At 68.4% G+C, this 20060-nt stretch carries 20 protein-coding genes and 3 rRNA genes; 15 read left to right on the top strand and 8 right to left on the bottom strand.

Annotated features, from left to right (window positions below; genetic code table 11):
• Positions 1-388: 388 nt before the first annotated feature.
• The 7 genes from JOF36_RS00115 (at position 389) to JOF36_RS00085 (ending at position 5236) form a co-directional block, all read left to right on the top strand.
• Positions 389-1252: an SDR family NAD(P)-dependent oxidoreductase gene (locus tag JOF36_RS00115; protein WP_210024396.1), complete on the top strand. Its 864-nt coding sequence runs from the start codon at positions 389-391 to the stop codon at positions 1250-1252.
• Positions 1249-1824, top strand: coding sequence for a nuclear transport factor 2 family protein (locus tag JOF36_RS00110; protein WP_210024395.1), 576 nt, complete (start codon positions 1249-1251; stop codon positions 1822-1824). The genes JOF36_RS00115 and JOF36_RS00110 overlap by 4 nt, the downstream gene beginning before the upstream one ends.
• A 222-nt stretch (positions 1825-2046) precedes the next feature.
• Entirely contained in the window at positions 2047-3576 is a 1530-nt protein-coding gene (locus JOF36_RS00105) for an MFS transporter (RefSeq protein WP_210024394.1), read from the top strand.
• A 138-nt stretch (positions 3577-3714) separates the two neighbouring features.
• On the top strand, positions 3715-4215 hold the full coding sequence (locus tag JOF36_RS00100; RefSeq protein ID WP_210024393.1) for a DUF1269 domain-containing protein: 501 nt from the start codon (positions 3715-3717) through the stop codon (positions 4213-4215).
• Between the two features lie 25 nt (positions 4216-4240).
• Positions 4241-4471, top strand: coding sequence for a lipopolysaccharide assembly protein LapA domain-containing protein (locus JOF36_RS00095; RefSeq protein ID WP_210024392.1), 231 nt, complete (start codon positions 4241-4243; stop codon positions 4469-4471).
• 74 nt (positions 4472-4545) lie between these two features.
• Entirely contained in the window at positions 4546-4854 is a 309-nt protein-coding gene (locus JOF36_RS00090; protein WP_210024391.1) for a DUF3040 domain-containing protein, read from the top strand.
• A 67-nt stretch (positions 4855-4921) separates the two neighbouring features.
• Positions 4922-5236, top strand: coding sequence for a hypothetical protein (locus tag JOF36_RS00085; RefSeq protein WP_210024390.1), 315 nt, complete (start codon positions 4922-4924; stop codon positions 5234-5236).
• 86 nt (positions 5237-5322) lie between these two features.
• Here the strand turns inward: JOF36_RS00085 and JOF36_RS00080 are convergent, their stop codons facing one another.
• The 5 genes from JOF36_RS00080 to JOF36_RS00060 all read right to left on the bottom strand — a co-directional run bounded on the left by JOF36_RS00080 (position 5323) and on the right by JOF36_RS00060 (position 8921).
• A complete protein-coding gene (locus tag JOF36_RS00080) occupies positions 5323-5544 on the bottom strand; it encodes a hypothetical protein (protein ID WP_210024389.1) in 222 nt (73 codons plus the stop codon).
• A complete protein-coding gene (locus JOF36_RS00075) occupies positions 5541-6911 on the bottom strand; it encodes a sensor histidine kinase (protein ID WP_307862143.1) in 1371 nt (456 codons plus the stop codon). The genes JOF36_RS00080 and JOF36_RS00075 overlap by 4 nt, the downstream gene beginning before the upstream one ends.
• 23 nt (positions 6912-6934) lie before the next feature.
• Positions 6935-7690 (bottom strand): response regulator, encoded by a 756-nt coding sequence (locus JOF36_RS00070; RefSeq protein ID WP_210024387.1) that lies wholly within the window; start codon positions 7688-7690, stop codon positions 6935-6937.
• A 92-nt stretch (positions 7691-7782) separates the two neighbouring features.
• Positions 7783-7971, bottom strand: coding sequence for a hypothetical protein (locus JOF36_RS00065; protein WP_210024386.1), 189 nt, complete (start codon positions 7969-7971; stop codon positions 7783-7785).
• A 71-nt stretch (positions 7972-8042) separates the two neighbouring features.
• Positions 8043-8921: a nicotianamine synthase family protein gene (locus tag JOF36_RS00060; RefSeq protein ID WP_210024385.1), complete on the bottom strand. Its 879-nt coding sequence runs from the start codon at positions 8919-8921 to the stop codon at positions 8043-8045.
• 148 nt (positions 8922-9069) lie between these two features.
• Here JOF36_RS00060 and JOF36_RS00055 point away from each other — a divergent pair, with 148 nt between their 5' ends.
• Together JOF36_RS00055 and JOF36_RS00050 are read left to right on the top strand one after the other, a co-directional pair.
• The gene (locus JOF36_RS00055; RefSeq protein WP_210024384.1) at positions 9070-9399 is read left to right on the top strand and encodes a DMT family transporter; all 330 of its coding nucleotides are present in this window, start codon (positions 9070-9072) and stop codon (positions 9397-9399) included.
• Positions 9392-9916, top strand: a complete 525-nt coding sequence (locus JOF36_RS00050) for a TetR/AcrR family transcriptional regulator (RefSeq protein ID WP_210024383.1) — start codon at positions 9392-9394, stop codon at positions 9914-9916. Before JOF36_RS00055 ends, JOF36_RS00050 begins: the two co-directional genes overlap by 8 nt.
• A 13-nt stretch (positions 9917-9929) precedes the next feature.
• On the opposite strand, the gene JOF36_RS00045 is transcribed toward JOF36_RS00050, so the two are convergent.
• The gene (locus JOF36_RS00045; protein ID WP_210024382.1) at positions 9930-10424 is read right to left on the bottom strand and encodes a TIGR02611 family protein; all 495 of its coding nucleotides are present in this window, start codon (positions 10422-10424) and stop codon (positions 9930-9932) included.
• Positions 10425-10491: 67 nt separating this feature from the next.
• On the opposite strand from JOF36_RS00045, the gene JOF36_RS00040 reads away from it, so the two are divergent.
• Entirely contained in the window at positions 10492-11199 is a 708-nt protein-coding gene (locus JOF36_RS00040) for a metal-dependent transcriptional regulator (protein ID WP_245350593.1), read from the top strand.
• A gap of 83 nt (positions 11200-11282) precedes the next feature.
• Complete coding sequence (locus tag JOF36_RS00035) at positions 11283-11606, top strand: DUF3040 domain-containing protein (protein WP_210024381.1); 324 nt, start codon at positions 11283-11285, stop codon at positions 11604-11606.
• A 57-nt stretch (positions 11607-11663) separates the two neighbouring features.
• On the opposite strand, the gene JOF36_RS00030 is transcribed toward JOF36_RS00035, so the two are convergent.
• Positions 11664-12209: a Dps family protein gene (locus JOF36_RS00030; protein WP_210024380.1), complete on the bottom strand. Its 546-nt coding sequence runs from the start codon at positions 12207-12209 to the stop codon at positions 11664-11666.
• 48 nt (positions 12210-12257) lie between these two features.
• Positions 12258-12407: a hypothetical protein gene (locus JOF36_RS00025; protein WP_210024379.1), complete on the bottom strand. Its 150-nt coding sequence runs from the start codon at positions 12405-12407 to the stop codon at positions 12258-12260.
• A 165-nt stretch (positions 12408-12572) separates the two neighbouring features.
• Here JOF36_RS00025 and JOF36_RS00020 point away from each other — a divergent pair, with 165 nt between their 5' ends.
• The 4 genes from JOF36_RS00020 to rrf all read left to right on the top strand — a co-directional run bounded on the left by JOF36_RS00020 (position 12573) and on the right by rrf (position 19257).
• Positions 12573-13091: a CvpA family protein gene (locus JOF36_RS00020; RefSeq protein WP_210024378.1), complete on the top strand. Its 519-nt coding sequence runs from the start codon at positions 12573-12575 to the stop codon at positions 13089-13091.
• Between the two features lie 991 nt (positions 13092-14082).
• Positions 14083-15605, top strand: a 16S ribosomal RNA gene (locus tag JOF36_RS00015).
• A gap of 301 nt (positions 15606-15906) precedes the next feature.
• Positions 15907-19005: ribosomal RNA gene (locus tag JOF36_RS00010) — 23S ribosomal RNA — on the top strand.
• A gap of 136 nt (positions 19006-19141) precedes the next feature.
• Positions 19142-19257: ribosomal RNA gene (gene rrf, locus JOF36_RS00005) — 5S ribosomal RNA — on the top strand.
• Together the 16S, 23S and 5S rRNA genes form the textbook arrangement of a ribosomal RNA operon.
• Positions 19258-20060 lie beyond the last annotated feature (803 nt).

The raw sequence follows: 20060 nt of genomic DNA, 5'->3' as shown, positions 1-20060 counted from the left end.
GGCGTGGCTGGACTCTGTCCGGTCGTCGCAGTTCGCGGAATGTGAGTCGACGTGCCGCTCGCCATTGCATGAAACAGTCCGATCAATGTCGAGAATTGTACAGGACAGTGGTCGCGGGCGTGTGTTGATTGTGCGGCGGCATCACGGGGTGACTGGTGCGTCGTCGAATCTCGGTAGCCCGCGGTGCGGGGTCGGGAGGAGCCGACCGGCTCGGAATCTGGCAATGGAAACTCTTCCGCGAACACTCGAAACAACTCCTTGAATCTGCCGAACGCATCCCCTCCCGATTGCGTCCCGCTGTGCGGAATGCTCGTGGGGTGAGTGCTCAGCTGCCCAGCTATACAGCCGTAGGGCACGTCGCAAGGCGACGAGGTCGAGGGGAGCTCGCATGAGTGACACGGCGCCGGTCGCGGTGGTCACGGGCAGCAGCCGGGGGGTGGGGCGCGGAGTCGCGTCGGCGCTCGGCACACACGGCTACACCGTGTACATCACCGGCCGGACCGACCGCACGGACGCCTCGGGGCGCCCGGGCAGCCTGCAGGAGACCGCGGACGTGGTCACCGAGGCCGGTGGCCGCGGGGTGGCGATCCGGGTCGACCATCGTGACGACGAGGCGGTCGCGGCCCTGTTCGACCAGGTCCGGCGCGAAGCCGGCCGGCTCGACGTGCTGGTCAACAACGCCGCCCTGGTCCACGACGAGTTGCAGACACACGTCCCGTTCTGGGACAAGCCGTTGTTCGCGGGCGTGGACCTGCTCGACGTCGGCGTGCGCAGCAGCTACGTGGCGGCCTACTACGCCGCACCCCTGTTGGTGGGGACGACGGGCAGCCTGCTGGTCTTCACCTCCGCTCCCGGCGCGGTGCACTACCAGTTCGGCGCCGCGTACGGGGCGCACAAGGCGTCACTGGACAAGTTCGCCACGGACATGGCGGTCGACTTCGAGCCGTTCGGAGTCACCAGCGTGTCGCTCTGGCTGGGCGCGGTCCTCACCGACCGGGTCCAGGCGATCATCGATGCCGGTGGTCCGCATGCGGCACAGCTGCAGCAGATCGGTGAGACGCCGGAGTTCGCCGGCCACGTGATCGCCGCGCTGCATGCCGATCCGGCACTGCTGGAGCAGAGCGGGCGGACGCTGATCGCGGCCGAGGTCGCCGCCGGCTACGACATCACCGATCGGGACGGCCGCCGACCGCCGTCGTTCCGGGACCTGATGAAGGTCGAACCCGCGCAGTACCGAGGGAGGCTGGGATGACCCTGACCGACACCGAGCTCATCGAGCTCCGCGACACCGTCCGGTACCTGAAGGACCGCCAGGAGATCCTGGACGTCATCGCGCGGCAGTCGCGTGGCAACGACCGGCACGACGCCGAGCTGACGTCGAGCTGCTTCTGGCCGGACGGGGCGGACGAGCACGGGCAGGCGGTCACCTCCGGTGCCCAGTGGGGTGAGACCGCGAACGTCTGGCACTCCGCGGGCTACATCGCGCACAACCACAACCTGACCAACCACCTGTGCGAGGTCGACGGCGACACCGCCCACGCCGAGACCTACGTCATCGGCACGATGAAACCGCAGGCGGCGTCCGGTCGGGCTCGCTTCACCGCGGGCCGCTACATCGACCGGTTGGAGAAGCGCGACGGCGAGTGGCGCATCCTCTTCCGCCGGACGATCATCGAGATGGATCTCGAGGGTGACTCGCCCTGGCCGAACGGCGACCTGCCGCTCGCCTTCCCGAAGGGTGTGTGGGAGGGAGCGGATCTCGCCTACACCCGTCCGCTCGAGATCGACTCGCCCACGCCCCGCTGGGACGGCACCACCCGCTGAGCCGGCGGCCCCGCGACCTCTCACCTGCTGGGGGTGAGGACGGGAATCGACCAGGAGGCGCACGATCGCCCCTGTCCGTCCTCGACACGGTTTCGGCTTCCGCCGGGGAGTGGTGATGACCGCGCACGATCCCGCATTGTTCGAAGAGCGCCCCGAGATGCCCGAGCCACAGACGAACCGCGCCGCGCTCGTGATGGCTCCCGCAGTGATCGTGCGACGCGCGTGACCGGGTCGAGCAGCCTCACCGAGGCAGGGGTTCGCCCGGGCCGGGGCGTACTGATCGCGGCCTGCGTGTCGACGTTCGTGGTCAACGCGAACACCTCGGCGGTCAGCATCCTGCTGCCCTCGATCGCCACCGATCTCGGTGCCTCGATCGATCTCCTGCAGTGGGCCGTCACCGGATACCTGCTGGTCGGGGCCGCAGTGATCGTGACGTCCGGTGCGCTCGGCGACCTCCTCGGCCGCCGCCGGGTGTTCCTCGCCGGACTGTGGGTCTTCGTCGTCTCCTGCATGCTGATCGCGATCGCCGGGTCGGGGTGGATGGTGGTGCTCGGCCGCGTCGTGCAGGGAGCGGCGGGGGCGACGATCCTGGCGTGCGGCCTCAGCCTGCTGTCGGTCGCATCCTCGGGCTCCGGGCAGATGCGTGCGGTCGCGCTCTGGGGTGCCGCCGCGGCCGCCGGAGCAGCAGCCGGTCCTCTCGTCGGCGGCGTCCTCGACGCGACGACGGGGTGGGAGGGCCTGTTCTGGATCGACGCGGCCATCGCGGTGGCCTGCGTCCCGCTCACCCTGTGGACGGTCCGCGAGTCGTTCGACGCCACCAGGCCGCGCACGATCGACCTCGCCGGGACCGTCCTGATCGCCTGCCTCCTCGTCCCGTTCGTCTTCGCCATGACCGAGGGCTCGACGTGGGGCTGGGTCAGCGTGCCCACACTGAGCTGTCTGGCCCTCTCGGCAGCGGCGACCGTGGGTTTCGTCCTCGTCGAGCAGCGGGTCGCCGCCCCGTTGGTCGATCTCGGCCTCCTGCGGAACGCGCTCCTGGTCGGTTCCACGCTGGTGATCCTGATCGGGTCGGGGGCGATTGCGGCGCTCGGTCTGCTGCTGAGCCTCTACTTCCAGGATCCCGCCGGCCTCGGCATGTCCAGCCTCGCTGCGGGCCTGGCCACCCTGCCGGTGGCGGCCGTCGTCGTCCTCGTCGCCCCCGCGATCACCCCGCTCGCGCACCGCTTCGGCACCCGCCCGGTCATCATGGTCGGGTTCGTCCTGCTCACCGCGGGCTTCGTGGTGCTCGTCGCCGTCCGGGCGTCCTGGGGCTACGGCGCCTTCGTCCTCCCGCTGCTCGCGATCGCCGCCGGGCTGGGGCTGTCCAACGGGCCGGCGTCGTCGATCTCCACCGCCTGTGTGTCTCCCGAGCAGGTCGGCGCGGCCTCCGGGATCTCCAACATGGCCCGTTACGTCGGGGGCGCGGTCATGACCGCCGTCGCGGCCGGGATCTACGCCAACGTGACGGCCGCCCGCGTAGCGAGCGGTTCCAGCCCCGACACCGCTCTGTCCGCGGGTTTCGCCGGGGCCTGCCTCGCGTTGGCGGTCTTCTCCGCCGCCGGGATCGGGCTCGCCCTGTTCGCCGCCCGGCGCCCTGGCCGGCCCGGTATCGCGGACTACGCGGCCGCCGCGGCGTCGACCGCCCATACCGTGCCGGTCCGGCCCACATCGCTGACGCCCGAGGAGGGTGGCCCTGTCCCGGGACCGCGCTGATCGCGTGCCGGCCGCCGGCTTTCGGGAGGTCGTGCCGAGGCCGGACCCGACCACCCGGCCAGGGTGATGCCGTTTCCCGCCGAGGACCCGAGAGTGGCCGCACCACGTACCGGACGACGAACAACCGAGGTGCAGAAGATGGCGACATTGACGGTGTGGCGGTTCGACACGACCGACGGCGCGAAGGAGGCCCTCACCACCATCGAACGCCTTCAGAAGCAAGAACTGATCAACCTCGTCGACGCGGCCGTCGTGTCGTGGCCCGAAGGGCACAAGAAGCCACGGACCGAGCAGCTCCACGGACTCGTCGGCTCGGGGACGCTCGGCGGGAGTTTCTGGGGCCTGCTGTTCGGGCTGATCTTCTTCGTGCCACTCCTCGGCATGGCTGTCGGTGCGGCCATGGGCGCGCTGAGCGGTTCGTTGGCCGACGTCGGCATCGATGACGGCTTCATCCGACGTGTGCGGGACGAGGTCACGCCGGGAACCTCGGCGCTGTTCGCGATGACCACGAACGCGGTTACCGACCGGGTGATGGAGCAGTTCCGCGGTACCCGTGCCGAGCTCATCTCGACGAACCTGTCGGCCGAGCAGGAGGCGACACTGCGCGAGGCGTTCGAGGAGGTCGAGCTCAAGGCCTGACGCCCCGGAACCGGAGGAGACGGACGTGACCCACCATCCCGAACACCCGATGACCCGTCGCCGTCGCACGCTCGGCGGGAAACAGATCGCCGCGCTCGTCGTCGCAGTGGTCACTCTGATCTTCATTCTCCAGAACCGCGACGCGGTACAGATCGCGTTCTTCACCCTCACCGTGAACGCGGCCCTCTGGTTCGTCCTGCTCATCGTGCTGGGGCTGGGCGTGGCAATCGGCGTGCTCGCCACCCGGCGACGGTAGCCGGGCCGACGAGCAGGACCGCCCGCCGTCGGTCAGGGGCGATGTTCTGCGCGGGGTGGGCGGGAGGGGGTGTCATGCCGGTCGGAGCAGGTGGTGAGGCGCTGCGCCGCATCGAAGACGCGCTGGTCGCGGAGGACCCGGACCTCGCCGAGTCGTTCCGACGGTGGCGAGAGCCACACGGCAGGGACAGCAGTGGTGGCGAATTCGCGGCCGTCGGCCGCTTCACCGGAGTCGTCATCCTGCTCGGCCTCGCCACGCTGGCCCTCGAGCCGATCAGCGCCATCCTGCTGCTGCCGATCTGGGGCGCGCTGCTTGTGCGGACCCGTCGGTCGCGGCAGAACGATCCCGCCGAGCGAGGTGAAGGACCGCTCGGAGCAGCATGAGTGGTACGGCTGCTGTTCCGTTCCCAGGGGCAGCTGGTCCGATGCCGTGCGCTGGTACGTATGACGGGTGCACTCGACCCCCCATGACGAGGAGAGCGGGCGACTCCGCCTCTCCCGGGTAGTTCGATGGGGCGTCGTCGCGATCCTGACCTTGCTCGCCGCGGCGGTGGCAGCGATCGCGGTGGCGTTCCCCTCGGTCGCGGCGACGACCTGTCCGGGCTGCTTCGGCATGGAGGAGGTGGAGCCCGGCATCTACACAGGACCGGACGCCACGGCGGAGCAGTCGCGGACGTTGGTGGGGCAGGTGGCCGAGGCGCGAGCACGAGTCGAGGAGTTCTACGGCGATCGGCAGAGCGCGAGCCTGGTCAGCGTGCTCCGGTAGGTCCTCTTTCGACAGGCCGCCGCGCCATGACCGGGCGCCCGCAGCGCGATCCCCGGCGCGGGCGCTCCGCAGGGCTACCGGCAGGTTCAGCGGGCGGGCGTCGGCAGCGGCTCCGGCGGCTCCACGGGCACGGGTGCACCGGTCGTGGGCGAGGGCGACGGCGCGTCCGGCTGCGTGCTCACCGTCGGCGCCGGTGACGGCGCCTCGGTCGCCGGTCCGAGCGGCTCGGGTTCGTCCTGCAGCGTCACCCCGCACCCGCCGAGGAACACCAGCGACCCGAGCACCGCGACCACGAGTCCGCGCCTCATCCGGCCTCCCCGGGCAGCTCCACGACGACCCGGGCCCCGCCGCCCGGCCGTTCCTCGATCCACACCTCGCCGTCGTGCCGGCGGACGTGCGCCGCCACCAGGGACAGTCCCAGGCCGGTGCCGCCGCCGTCGCCACGGCTGCCGGCCAGTGTCCCGCGGGAGAACCGTTCGAACACCGCGGCCCGCCGGTCGGGCGGGATGCCGGGGCCGCCGTCGTCGACCTCGATCCGGCCGCGGCCCGGCCGGGCCGACACGCCGATCCGGAGCGCGCCGCCGCCGTGCGCGTCGGCGTTGTCCAGCAGGTTGCCCAGCACCTGGTCCAGGCGTCGTCGGTCGGCCGGGACGGTCACCGGTTCCGGCGCGTCGATCTCCGGTACCGGGTCCTCTCCGCGGGCGGCGACGAGCCCGCGGACGAGTTCGCCGAGTTCCCAGGGTTCGCGTTCCAGGGTGTCGCTGCGGGAGATCTCCAGCAGGTCCAGCACCATTCGGCGGAACCGGTGGACGTCGCCGTCGAGCAGGTCGACCGCCTGCTGCGCGGTCGGCGGCAGCTCCTCGCGCCGCCTGCGCAGCACCGCGACGGCGTTGACCAGCGTGGTCAGCGGGGACCGCAGCTCGTGGCTGACGTCCGCGGCGAACCTGGCGTCCCGCTGCACCCGCTGCTCCAGCGCGTCGGTGTTGCGGTTGAACGTGGCGACCAGCGGCGCCAGCTCGGCGTCGGAGCTGTCCGGGAGCCGGGCGGCGAGGTTCCCGCCGGCGATCCGGCCCGCGGCCCGGGCGAGCTCGGTCAGCGGCAGCAGCGCCCGCTTCCCGGCCCAGTGCCCCAGACCGAGGCCCAGCACGGTGCTGGCCGCGACCCCGAAGAACAGGATCGAGCCGAGGAACCGGAGGTTGGCGTCGAGCAGGTGCAGCGGCAGGATCTCGACGAACAGGCCCCCGTTCGGCATCGGCAGGGCGATCACCAGGCTCGGTAGCCCCTCGATCAGCAATCGCTGCCGTGCCGGGGTCCCGTCGCGGGCCAGGTCGAGCAGCGGGCCCGGCAGCACGTCGAGATCGACGGTGCGGCCGCTGGTCGTCCAGCGGCCGTCCCGGTGCAGCGCCACCGTGATGTCCGGTGTCCCGGCCAGCCCGGTCAGCAGGTCGTTGAGGCCCTCGCCGTCCGGGTTCACCGCGAGCGTCCGCTCGACGAGCGCGACGTTGCCGTCGGCTTGCCGGGTCGCGCCCTCGACGCGCTGTTCCACCAGGTAGAACGAGGCGAGGTTCCAGGTGACGGTGGCGAACAGGCCGGTCACGGCCAGGGAGACCAGGGCGAACGCGACGGCGACCCGGTGACGTAGCGGCAACCGGCGCAGCGGGATGCGGTCCAGCACGGACCGCACCGTGGCGCCCCGGCTCACCCGCGCGGGCCGGTCGCCGGCTCCTGCGGTGCCGCCGTCCGGCCGACCTTGTAGCCGGCCCCACGGACCGTGAGCACGACCGTCGGGTGGTCCGGATCCGTCTCGACCTTGCGCCGCAGCCGTCGCACGTGGACGTCGAGCAGCCGGGTGTCGCCGTGGTACTCGTAGCCCCACACCCGGGACAGCAGTTCGTCGCGGGTGACGATCCGCCCGTCCGCCGCGGCCAGCTCGGCGAGCAACCGGAACTCGGTGCGGGTCAGGTGCACCGGTTCGCCGGCGCGCAGGGCGATCCCCTCGTCGGGGCGCAGCTCGACGTCGCCGAGCACCAGCCGGCGAGACGCCGCGGGGGCGGGACGGCGACGGCGCAGCAGGGCCCGGATCCGCGCCGCCAGCTCACCGGCGACCAGCGGCTTGGTCACGTAGTCGTCGGCCCCGGCCTCCAGACCGGTGATGACGTCCGCGGAGTCCGACCGCGCGGTCACCATGATGATCGGGAGGTCGCCGGCCTCGCGGAGCCGGCGGCAGACGGTGAACCCGTCGATCCCGGGCAGCATGAGGTCGAGCAGGACCAGGTCGATGCCGGGGTCACCGGCGCGCTCGAGGGCCTCCTCACCGGTGTGGACGGCGTCGACGTCGAAGCCCTCGTCGTCCAGCGCCAGCCCGAGTGCCTGCCCGATCCGGACGTCGTCGTCCACCAGCAGCACCCGGGGACGTGGGCCACTCGGGTGCTGGGTGATCTGGGTTCCGGCCATGATGCGCCCGATTCCACCCGATCCCGGCCCGCGCGTCGAACCGGCGGGTGGCGTCCGCCGGATCGTCAGCCGATCGCAAACACCGGCGGGCGTCAGGGTGGGACGGCGGCACCGCAGCGCCAGCAGGTGCGCGGCGGCCCGCCGTCCTCCTCGGGCGAGGGCATCGCCCCGCAGTCCGGGCAGAGCCGGTCCAGCCAGCACACCGGGTCCCCGGGGCCGTCGGAGGACGACCCGGGGTCTCGACCGGTGTCCGGGGTTCCGGCGGGCGGCGTGTCGGGCACGCCTCCATCGGACCATCCGGGCGGCGCCTCGTCCAGGTCATCGGGCCGGTACGGGGAACGTGGCGGCGGGTCTATCGCCGGGCGCGGGCCACCAATACCGAGTTGACGACGTCGGTGCGCGGGTGCACCTCCAGCAGCACGTCCAGGGCCGGCAGGTCCGCGGGCGTCACCAGGGGGTAGAGCAGGGTGCGCAGCCCGGCCGCGGAGCGCACCAGCAGCACCGCGTCCGGTGCGGCTGCCGCGAGCCGCGCGGTGATCGCGTCCTTCGCCACCGTGTCGGTTCCGACCAGCGCGCCGACCAGGACCAGGTCCGCGTGGCGCAGCTCGGTGGTCAGATCGGGAGGGAGCGGGCCGTCGAGATCCGTGACCAGGCTGCGCGCCGGAATGTCGACGGCGGCGGCGACGGCGTCCCCGGCGGCTGCCGCGGCCGCGTCCCGGTCGACGTGCAGCACGTCCGTGCCGAACCGGTCGGCGAGCACCAGGCCGGTCAGCGGCAGCGGCCCCGACCCGAGCACGACGGCCCGCCGGGGTGCCGGGAGGCCGAGCGCGGCGAGCGCGGCGATCTCCAGCCGGACGAGGTCGTGGTAGTTGCCCAGGTAGGGGAAGCGGACCAGCTCGGCGGCGGGGTCGGCGGCACCGGTGATCCGCTCCGCCCAGTGCGTCTCCATGAGCCCCTCACCGGTCGAGGCGAGTGCGCGCAGCGCCCCGGCGTGCGGGGCGACCCGCTCGAGAACCTGCTCGGTGCAGCCTGCCGGAGGGTGACAGCAGAGCCCGACGAGCTCACCGAACGCCGCATCGACGACCTCACCCGGACGGAGGTCGGTCCGCTCGAGCCGGTGGCGCAACGCGACCAGCCGGTCGGCCGTTCTCGTGGCGTCCGGGCCGTCGGGGTGCCGGCGGGGCGCCGGGAAATCCGGTGCGGTGAGCGGACGATGGCTCTGCGTGGTCACGATGCGCCACAATAACAAATGAAAACCGTTACGGGTGTCGATCGACCGAGTGGCGCCCGCCGCAACCTGAGCATCTGCTCCAGAATCGCGTACCGTCGCAGCGTCCGGAGACGACGGGTCGGCCGGGAACGACGGAGGAGGAACGCCTATGTGGGGATGGCTCGCACTCGCGGTGGGCGCCGAGGTGACCGCGACGGTCTCGCTGCGTGCGTCGAACGGGTTCAGCCGGCTGCTGCCGTCGCTGATCACCGTGGCCGGCTACGCGGTCGCCTTCTGGTCGCTGTCCCAGGCGCTGTCCCGCGGGATGGCGCTCGGGGTCGCCTACGGCGTGTGGGCGGCGGCCGGGGTGGCGCTCGTGGCGTTGATCGGGGCGTTCTTCCTGGGGGAGTCGCTGACCTGGACGCAGGCCGGCGGGCTCCTGCTGATCATCGGCGGGGTGCTGGCACTGGAGCTGGGCGGTGCACCGGCGCATGCCTGAACCTGCCGACGGGCGGCTGCGCAAGGGCGAGCGACGCCGGCGTTCGCTGCTCGACGCGACGTTGCGGCTGGTCGGCCGGGGCGGCACGGCCGCCGTCACCCAGCGCGCCGTCGCCGCGGAGGCGGGCGTCCCCCCGAGCGCGGTGCTGTACTACTTCGCCTCGGTGGACGGGCTGCTGGTCGCCGCGCTGACCTCGGTGAACGACCGGTACGTCGCCCGGCTGGACACCCTCGACACGATCGAGGACCTCGTCGAGCTGGTGGAGGACTGCGCCCGGCAGGACCGGCTGCTCACCATCGCCGAGTACGAACTCTTCCTGCACGCCGCGCGCCGCGAGGATCTGCGCGCAGAGCTGCGGCGCTGGGACACCGCGCTCGCCGGCGCCGCGGCCCGCCTGCTCCCGGCAGCCGCAGATCGCCGCCCGCTGCTCGTCGCCGCGGTGAACGGTCTCTGCCTGGCCGCCGCACTCGGCTCCCCGCACGACACGGGGGTGCTGGCGCGCCTGGTGGACGGGTAGGCGCCGGCGCCGGTCAGGCGAACGGCTCCAGCGGCGAGTCCAGCCACGGCGCGTCCCAGCCGGACCAGTCGGCGAGCAGCCCGAACACGTCGAGCAGCCACATGGTCACGAGCACCACCGCGCCGGTCGCGGCGAGCAGCAGCAGCCGGACCGCGACGTGCTGACGCTTCTGCCACGCGTTCCACCGGTCGTAACGCCGGCGCGCGTAGTGCAGCACCCGCCGCGCCGCCTCGAACTCCGACGACAGCACGGCGAGTCCGGTGAACACGATCAGCCAGCCGGGCCCGGGGTACGGGATGAGGACGATGCCGACGATCACGACGAGCGCACCGAGCACCCCGATGCCCCAGCGCCAGCACCGGTCGACCAGCGGGCGGTGCCGCAGCCCGTCGCGGAATCCGCGGTAGCGGGTCCGGGCACCGTGGGTCCACCCGCCGCTCGCGGGGTGGTCCGGAGGTGGGCCGGGATCGTGCTCGGGTGGGCTCCCCGGGGGCCGGCCGTCGCTCATCCCTGCATGGTTCCAGAGAGCAGGACAGCGCACCCTGCCCCGGGCGAGGGCGGGCTAACGTGGAGCCATGAGCACGGAGCGCCACTCGGAATCCGTGGAGAACTACCTCAAGACCATCTTCCTGCTGTCGGAGCGCTGGGAGGGCGTGGTGGGGGTCTCCGCGCTGGCCGAGCGGTTGCGGGTGTCGTCGCCGTCGGTGTCCGGGATGATCCGCAAGCTCGTCGACGCCGGCCTGGTCGACCACGCCCGCTACGCCGGTATCACGCTCACCCCGGCGGGCCGGTCCGCCGCGCTGGCCGTGGTGCGCCGGCACCGGCTGCTCGAGATGTTCCTGGTCACCGAGCTCGATCTGGCCTGGGACGAGGTGCACGAGGAGGCCGAGGAACTCGAGCACGCCGTCTCCGACCGCCTGCTGGAACGGATCGACAGCCGGCTCGGGCACCCCCGGTTCGACCCCCACGGCGATCCGATCCCCGGGCGGGACGGCGACATGCCCGAGATCCGGGCGCGCCGGCTGCCGGAGCTCAAGTACGGCGAGGGTGGCGATCTCGTGCGGGTCGACGACACCGACCCGGAGGTGCTGCGGTTCCTCGACGCCCGCGACGTCCGGCTGGGGGACCGGCTCGATCTGCTCACCCGCAAGCCGTTCGACGGGCCGTTCGTGGTGCGGTTGCGCCGCTCCTACGCCGAGGACCGCGCAACCGGCGAGGCCGAGGAGGAGTGGGGCCCGACGCTGGCCAGCGCTCTCTGGGTCGGGCGGGCCGAAACGGCCTGACGGTTCCGGCGGCAGACGTGGCTGCGGCCGCCGGCAGTGCCTACTCTCAGCGGTACGCGTCCGGTCATGACGAGGAGCCCGCCGTGCTGGAGGACCGCCCTGCCCGCCCGCTCGACGAGCGCGAGCGCAGCGCGCTGGCGGAGATCTCCTCGGCCACCCGGCGCGAGGACCCCGGTCTGGCGCACCGGCTCGAGGGGATCGAGGGCATCACGCACCCACCGGTCCGTCGCACCGGGACGCCACTGCGCCTGTCGGTGGTGGGAGTGGTCATGGCCGCCGCCATGCTCTTCGGCCTGCTGGTCGCGCTGCTGCCACCGCAGGTCGCACCCGCGCTGGTGCTCGGGGTGCTGCTCGTCGGGGTGCCCGGCGGCTGCCTCCTGTGGGCGCGCCGCCGCGGCGAGTTCTAGACGTGCCGACGGGCCCGGTCCCGCTGGGTGCGGAACCGGGCCCGTCGGCCGTGGAGATCAGCGCGCTGCCTGCGCAGCGCCCTCCTCGGTGCGGGTCGACTGCGACTTCAGTGAGCCGTCGGAACTCTCCAGATGGGCTCGGACGAACCACTGGAGCTGCTCGAGCTCGCCGGCCTGGGTGATCAGCATGTCCTGGGTGACCGGGTCGAGCGTCTCCAGCTTCTCGATCTGGTTGCGGTGGTCGGCTATCACCCCGGTGTAGACGACGTCGAGGGCGCCGAGGTGGGCGATCGCGTCGTCGCGGCCGATCGAGTAGTCGTCCCAGGTGCGGTCGCGTACCAGTGCGCCGGGGGTGCCGTCCGGGGAGCCGCCGAGGGTGGCGATGCGCTCGGCGACGTCGTCGACGAAGCCGCGCACGGTGTCGACCTGCGGGTCGAGCATCTCGTGGACCGCGATGAAGTGCGGGCCGACGACGTTCCAGTGCGCGTGCTTGAGCGTGAGCTGCAGGTCGTTGAGGGCGTGCAGGCGGTTCTGCAGCAGCCCGACGATCTGTTCGGCGTCACCGCGCTCGAGGCCGGGAACGGTGTAGCGGATGGTGGCCATGGTTCTCGGGTGTCCTTCCCTCGGATCTGTGGATGCGGCGACAGCCGGTCAGGACGACGCGTGGTCCGGGGCGTCCACCTCGACGGGCTGGGCGTCGAGATGGACGCCGTCTCCGTCCGGCGATTCGTCGACCGGGGTGTCGCTCTTCTCGGTGGGAACCGGTCGGCCCTCGGTGTGGGGCTCGTGCGGTGTCCTCATGAGTCCCGGGTACCCGGCCCCTCGCCGCTTCATGCCCGCCGCCCCACGCCATCGGTACGGGGCCCTGATCGCTCGTGCCGGGAACGGACGTTCAGCGTCGTCTCAGGTCCGGCGGGGATGGTCGGTGGGGACCGGCAGTTCCGGTGCGGTTCGGAGGGGGATTCCATGACGCTGCTCGACGTGATCGTCCTGATCGTGGTGCTCGCCGCCGCGGTGGGCGGGTTCCGCCGCCTCGGTGGGGTGGCTCGTGCGGGGAGGCTGTTCGGTCTCGTCGTCGGAGCGGGGATCGGTGCCGCGTGGGGTTCGAACCTCGCCGGGTACGGCGACTCGCCGGACTCCGCCTGGTTGTGGGGGCTGCTCGGCATCATCGCCGGGCTGTTGCTCGGATCCCTGGTGGGCGGATTCCTCGGTGGCCTGGTCAGCCGGGTGCTCGCCCGGGCGAAGCTGGGATTCCTGGACCGCCTGGTCGGCGCGGTGACGGGGGTCGTGACGGCGCTGCTGGTGATGTGGCTGGTCTCGTGGGTCGTCCCCGCGCTGGTGGGGCCGGAGGCGCTCGCACCGGTCATCACCGCGGTGGACGCCCTCGGTGGGCAGAGCCGCGTGCTCGGCGCGGTGGGCGAGTTGCTGCCGGCGACGACGTCGGCCGCCCGCGATGTCGTCGACGCGGCCCGGCCTCCCGCCTGAAGCCTCGCCGCCGGAAGCCTCGCCCGGTAGGGGCGGTGGCGCGTGCCCGACGAGGAGTGCCCCTCGCCTGATCGCGACGCGCATTCGCCCCCGACGCGCTGCAGGACCCGGCAAGGGGCACTCGACGGACCAACGCGCCAGAACCCGTGCGGATACCCCCCTGATGCGGTGACGGGGGCTCGGACACCCGCGTACGCGGGCGCACCGGGACGGGAACCCGTGCCGATCGGGAGGCACTCGCCGGCCGCGAGCCCCTCACGAGGAGCAGGGTCCGCCGCGAGGGCGGGGCTGCCGCATCCCTCCGGCCACTCGCCTGTGACGAGGTGTGGGGACCGTGCCCGAGTGCGGGGCTGCCACGTCCCTGGCCCGGATACGGCCGGAAGTCGGACCGGATACGGCCGGAAACCGGTGGGCGAGCAGGGACCCGTCGACGTCCGTCCGAGCCGGATAACCGCTGATCAACACGCGATTCGGGTCGGCCGCCGTCGGTGGCCCGACCTCCGAGCAGACCATGCCGATGGGGGATCGCGAAGAGGGAGTGCTCGGCGTCACACCAAGGCATGATCGTCCGAAACCTGGTGCGATAGAGTCTCGAGAAGGTCGGCGGGGCCGGACGCGGATGTGCTGAGCTGCGACGATGCCTGCTGTTCGCCTGTAGGGCCCCCCGGTTTGACCCGCCCGGACACCGTGCCGTAACTTCTTCCTTGTCAGCGAGTGAGCCGGACAGAACGGGCCCTGGAGGTCCGGTCAACAGGCCCGCTGGCCACCACGACCCCCCGGTCGCATCGGAGAAATCCGGTGTGGTTATGGTGGTGGGGTCAAGGCGATCCGCCTTCGGATCCGGCTTTACGGTCGGTGGTGTGGTGCGGGTGTCTTTTGAGAACTCAACAGTGTGTCGAGCTATTATATGGTTTGGCGTTTTTGTGCCAGATTGTTTTGGTTCGCAGGTCTGACCCCGTCGGGTCTGTGGATCGTTTGTTTTGTCAGGGTTTTGTTGGAGAGTTTGATCCTGGCTCAGGACGAACGCTGGCGGCGTGCTTAACACATGCAAGTCGAGCGGTAAGGCCCCTTCGGGGGTACACGAGCGGCGAACGGGTGAGTAACACGTGGGTGACCTGCCCTCAGCTCTGGGATAAGCCCGGGAAACTGGGTCTAATACCGGATAGGACCTCTCAACGCATGTTGGGTGGTGGAAAGTTTTTTCGGCTGGGGATGGGCCCGCGGCCTATCAGCTTGTTGGTGGGGTGATGGCCTACCAAGGCGGTGACGGGTAGCCGGCCTGAGAGGGCGACCGGCCACACTGGGACTGAGACACGGCCCAGACTCCTACGGGAGGCAGCAGTGGGGAATATTGCGCAATGGGCGAAAGCCTGACGCAGCGACGCCGCGTGGGGGATGACGGCCTTCGGGTTGTAAACCTCTTTCGCCAGGGACGAAGCTTTCGGGTGACGGTACCTGGATAAGAAGCACCGGCCAACTACGTGCCAGCAGCCGCGGTAACACGTAGGGTGCGAGCGTTGTCCGGAATTATTGGGCGTAAAGAGCTCGTAGGCGGTGTGTCACGTCGGCCGTGAAAACTTGGGGCTTAACTCTGAGCGTGCGGTCGATACGGGCATCACTTGAGTTCGGCAGGGGAGACTGGAATTCCTGGTGTAGCGGTGAAATGCGCAGATATCAGGAGGAACACCGGTGGCGAAGGCGGGTCTCTGGGCCGATACTGACGCTGAGGAGCGAAAGCGTGGGGAGCGAACAGGATTAGATACCCTGGTAGTCCACGCCGTAAACGTTGGGCGCTAGGTGTGGGGACCATTCCACGGTTTCTGTGCCGCAGCTAACGCATTAAGCGCCCCGCCTGGGGAGTACGGCCGCAAGGCTAAAACTCAAAGGAATTGACGGGGGCCCGCACAAGCGGCGGAGCATGTGGATTAATTCGATGCAACGCGAAGAACCTTACCTGGGTTTGACATGCACTAGACATCCCTAGAGATAGGGCTTCCCTTGTGGTTGGTGTGCAGGTGGTGCATGGCTGTCGTCAGCTCGTGTCGTGAGATGTTGGGTTAAGTCCCGCAACGAGCGCAACCCTTGTTCCATGTTGCCAGCACGTAATGGTGGGGACTCATGGGAGACTGCCGGGGTCAACTCGGAGGAAGGTGGGGATGACGTCAAGTCATCATGCCCCTTATGTCCAGGGCTTCACACATGCTACAATGGCTCATACAGAGGGCGGCGAGACCGTGAGGTGGAGCGAATCCCTTAAAGTGAGTCTCAGTTCGGATCGGGGTCTGCAACTCGACCCCGTGAAGTTGGAGTCGCTAGTAATCGCAGATCAGCAACGCTGCGGTGAATACGTTCCCGGGCCTTGTACACACCGCCCGTCACGTCACGAAAGTTGGTAACACCCGAAGCCGGCGGCCCAACCCTTTGGGGAGGGAGTCGTCGAAGGTGGGACTGGCGATTGGGACGAAGTCGTAACAAGGTAGCCGTACCGGAAGGTGCGGCTGGATCACCTCCTTTCTAAGGAGTCCCACTTGTAGTGGGGCGCCAACTTTGTTCTTGTTGAATGAGTTGGTTCCTTATCTGAGACCGCATCTGACAGGACCGTTCGTGTCCTGGGGTGTGGCTGGGTGGAACACAACGAACGCCAAGCTGTGGTTCGGCACACTGTTGGGTCCTGAGAAGACACCCTTTATGGGGGTTTTCTTTGGCCGCTCTGGTCCTGCTCTTCCTAACGCTCCCTGCTGGGTGTGGTGGTTGTGGTGGGGGTGGGTGTGGTTGTGGGTTGAGTGTTGCATAGTGGATGCGAGCATCTTGTTGTGGTCAAGTTGTTAAGGGCACATGGTGGATACCTAGGCATCAGGAGCCGATGAAGGACGTGGGAGGCCGCGATAGGCCTCGGGGAGCTGTCAACCGAGCTGTGATCCGAGGGTGTCCGAATGGGGAAACCCAGCGCCCGTCATGGGGCGTTACCCGTACCTGAATTCATAGGGTGCGTGGAGGGAACGTGGGGAAGTGAAACATCTCAGTACCCACAGGAAGAGAAAACAACAGTGATTCCGTGAGTAGTGGCGAGCGAAAGCGGATGAGGCTAAACCGTGTCCGTGTCAAGCCGGCAGGTGTTGCGGATGTGGGGTTGTGGGATGCATTGTTCACCTTCTGCCGAGGGTGGGACGGCATTGTGTTGTGTTAGCGGAAGACTTCTGGGAAGGGTCGCCGTAGTGGGTGATAGCCCCGTACGCGAAAGCATGGCACGTGTTGTGGATGTTGTTCCCGAGTAGCAGCGAGCCCGTGAAATTCGCTGTGAATCTGGCGGGACCACCCGTCAAGCCTAAATACTACCTGATGACCGATAGCGGACTAGTACCGTGAGGGAAAGGTGAAAAGTACCCCGGGAGGGGAGTGAAATAGTACTTGAAACCGTGTGCTTACAAGCCGTCAGAGCCTGAAGCGGATTCGTCTGTAGGGTGATGGCGTGCCTTTTGAAGAATGAGCCTGCGAGTTATGCTTCGTGGCGAGGTTAACCTGTGTGGGGTAGCCGTAGCGAAAGCGAGTCCGAATAGGGCGCCTATAGTCGCGGGGTGTAGACCCGAAGCGAAGTGATCTACCCATGGCCAGGGTGAAGCGTCGGTAAGACGTCGTGGAGGCCCGAACCCACCAGGGTTGAAAACCTGGGGGATGAGTTGTGGGTAGGGGTGAAAGGCCAATCAAACTTCGTGATAGCTGGTTCTCCCCGAAATGCATTTAGGTGCAGCGTCGTGTGTTTCTCGCCGGAGGTAGAGCACTGGATGGCCTAGGGGGCCGACAAGCTTACCGAAGTCAGCCAAACTCCGAATGCCGGTGAGTGAGAGCGCGGCAGTGAGACTGCGGGGGATAAGCTTCGTGGTCGAGAGGGAAACAGCCCAGATCACCGGCTAAGGCCCCTAAGCGTGCGCTAAGTGGGAAAGGATGTGGGATCGCCCAGACAACCAGGAGGTTGGCTTAGAAGCAGCCACCCTTGAAAGAGTGCGTAATAGCTCACTGGTCAAGTGGTCCTGCGCCGACAATGTAGCGGGGCTCAAGCGCACCGCCGAAGCCGTGGCAATGAGAACTAGGTTCTTGTTGGGTAGGGGAGCGTCCTGCATGTGGTGAAGCCCGGGAGTGATTTACGGGTGGAATGTGTGGGAGTGAGAATGCAGGCATGAGTAGCGAATGCAGAGTGAGAATCTCTGCCGCCGGATGACCAAGGGTTCCTGGGCCAGGTTGTTCCGCCCAGGGTGAGCCGGGACCTAAGGCGAGGCCGTCAGGCGTAGTCGATGGACAACGGGTTGATATTCCCGTGCTCGTGATAGTGCGTCCATGCTGGGGCCGGTGATGCTAACCATCCGAACCCACCCTGAGCCCTTCGGGGCTCTTGTTTGTGGGGGAGCGTGGGATCCGATCCGGTAGTAGGCAAGTGATGGGGTGACGCAGGAGGGTAGCTCCGCCACGCGGTGGTTGTCGTGGTGTAAGCCTGTAGCCTGACTTCCCAGGTAAATCCGGGGGGTCGTGAAGGGTGAGAGGTGACGCGTAGCCGATTGAGGCGAAGAGAGTGATCCCATGCTGTCGAGAAAAGCCTCTAGCGAGTGCTGTTGCGGCCCGTACCCCAAACCGACACAGGTGGTCAGGTAGAGAATACCGAGGCGATCGAGCGAACTGTGGTTAAGGAATTCGGCAAAATGCCCCCGTAACTTCGGGAGAAGGGGGGCCACTCGCCTTGAAGCCGCTTGCCGGCTAGGGGTGGGTGGTCGCAGAGACCAGGCCCAAGCGACTGTTTACTAAAAACACAGGTCCGTGCGAAGTCGCAAGACGATGTATACGGACTGACGCCTGCCCGGTGCTGGAACGTTAAGAGGACCCGTTAATCCTTCGGGGTGAAGCGGAGAATTTAAGCGCCAGTAAACGGCGGTGGTAACTATAACCATCCTAAGGTAGCGAAATTCCTTGTCGGGTAAGTTCCGACCTGCACGAATGGCGTAACGACTTGGGCGCTGTCTCGACCACAGACTCGGCGAAATTGCACTACGAGTAAAGATGCTCGTTACGCGCGGCAGGACGGAAAGACCCCGGGACCTTTACTATAGCTTGGTATTGGTGCTCGGTTCGGCTTGTGTAGGATAGGTGGGAGACTGTGAAGCGGCCACGCTAGTGGTGGTGGAGTCGTTGTTGAAATACCACTCTGGTCGAATTGGGTGTCTCAACCTCGGGCCATGATCTGGTTCAGGGACAGTGCCTGGTGGGTAGTTTAACTGGGGCGGTTGCCTCCTAAAGAGTAACGGAGGCGCCCAAAGGTTCCCTCAGCCTGGTTGGCAATCAGGTGTTGAGTGTAAGTGCACAAGGGAGCTTGACTGTGAGACTGACAGGTCGAGCAGGGACGAAAGTCGGGACTAGTGATCCGGCACCGCCTTGTGGAAGGGGTGTCGCTCAACGGATAAAAGGTACCCCGGGGATAACAGGCTGATCTTGCCCAAGAGTCCATATCGACGGCATGGTTTGGCACCTCGATGTCGGCTCGTCGCATCCTGGGGCTGGAGTAGGTCCCAAGGGTTGGGCTGTTCGCCCATTAAAGCGGTACGCGAGCTGGGTTTAGAACGTCGTGAGACAGTTCGGTCCCTATCCGCCGCGCGCGTTGGAGACTTGAGGAAGGCTGTCCCTAGTACGAGAGGACCGGGACGGACGAACCTCTGGTGTGCCAGTTGTCCCGCCAGGGGCACGGCTGGTTGGCTATGTTCGGGAGGGATAACCGCTGAAGGCATCTAAGCGGGAAGCCTGTTCCAAGATGAGGTCTCCCACCACCTTGAGTGGGTAAGGCTCCCAGTAGATGACTGGGTTGATAGGCCGGAGATGGAAGCCTTGTGAGGGGTGGAGTTGACCGGTACTAATAGGCCGAGGGCTTGCTCACAACGAGTTGTTCGCATCCACTGTGTGGCCCTGAGCCCACAACCATCCCCTCTGCTGGAGGGGTGTGGTTGTGTGTGTCAGGACCCCTTTCTGTCGACTGTTTTGGGTCGGTGGGTGGGGGATAAGTTGATAGTGTTGTCGGTGGTCATAGCGTTAGGGGAACGCCCGGTCCATTCCGAACCCGGTAGCTAAGCCTTCCTGCGCCGATGGTACTGCACTCGACAGGGTGTGGGAGAGTAGGTCGCCGCCGACATTTAACTGTGCATGATGGAGCGCCTCCGGAACCTTTTACGGGTTCGGGAGGCGCTCCTTTTGTGTGCCCGAAACCTGTTCACCGCGACCTCTACCGGAAGTGCGGGGCCCGGTGCGGCCGGAGTGTCGGCGGGTGCGCGCATTGCGGTGCGGGGCGGCCGCGCTGCGGTGCGGGGCGCCACGAGGGGTACCTCAGCGCGGCATCCACTTGATCGAACTGCCCTGGCGTACCTCTCGCCCGGGCGAGCGGTCCGGCGTGACGGCTCCACCCACCGACTCCAGGGTCCGCGAGGGCGCGGCGGATCGGCCCGAGGAACTACGAGGGGTACCTCAGCGCGGTCTTCGCCGAGCGAGGGGCACCTCAGTGCGGTGTCCGCGTGATCCAAGTGCACTCACGTGCCCCTCGCGGCCCCGCGGCCCCGCGAGCCCGTGAGCCCGTGAGCCCGTGAGCCCGTGAGCCCGTGAGCCCGTGAGCCCGTGAGGGGCGGCGTAGCCGGCGCGGGGTGGCGCTGGACCGACGTGCGGTGGCTACGAGGGGCACCTCAGCATGATCGAACTGCTCTGACGTGCCTTTCGCCCGGGCGAGCGGTCCGGGGCGCCGGCGTGACGGTTCCTCCCACCGACCCTAGGGCCCGTGAGTGCGTGGCGGAACGGTGCGAGGAGCTACGAGGGGTACCTGAGAGCGATCTCCGCATGATCGAACTGCTCTGACGTACCCCTCGCGGCCCGCGGGCGCGGTGTCCCGGTGCGGGGTGTGCCGAGTGGGATGCGAGGGGTACCTCAGCGCCGTGATCGTGTGATCGA

The organism is Pseudonocardia parietis (assembly GCF_017876315.1).
GTDB lineage: Bacteria > Actinomycetota > Actinomycetes > Mycobacteriales > Pseudonocardiaceae > Pseudonocardia > Pseudonocardia parietis.
This window is presented reverse-complemented; position numbering and strand designations above follow the sequence as displayed.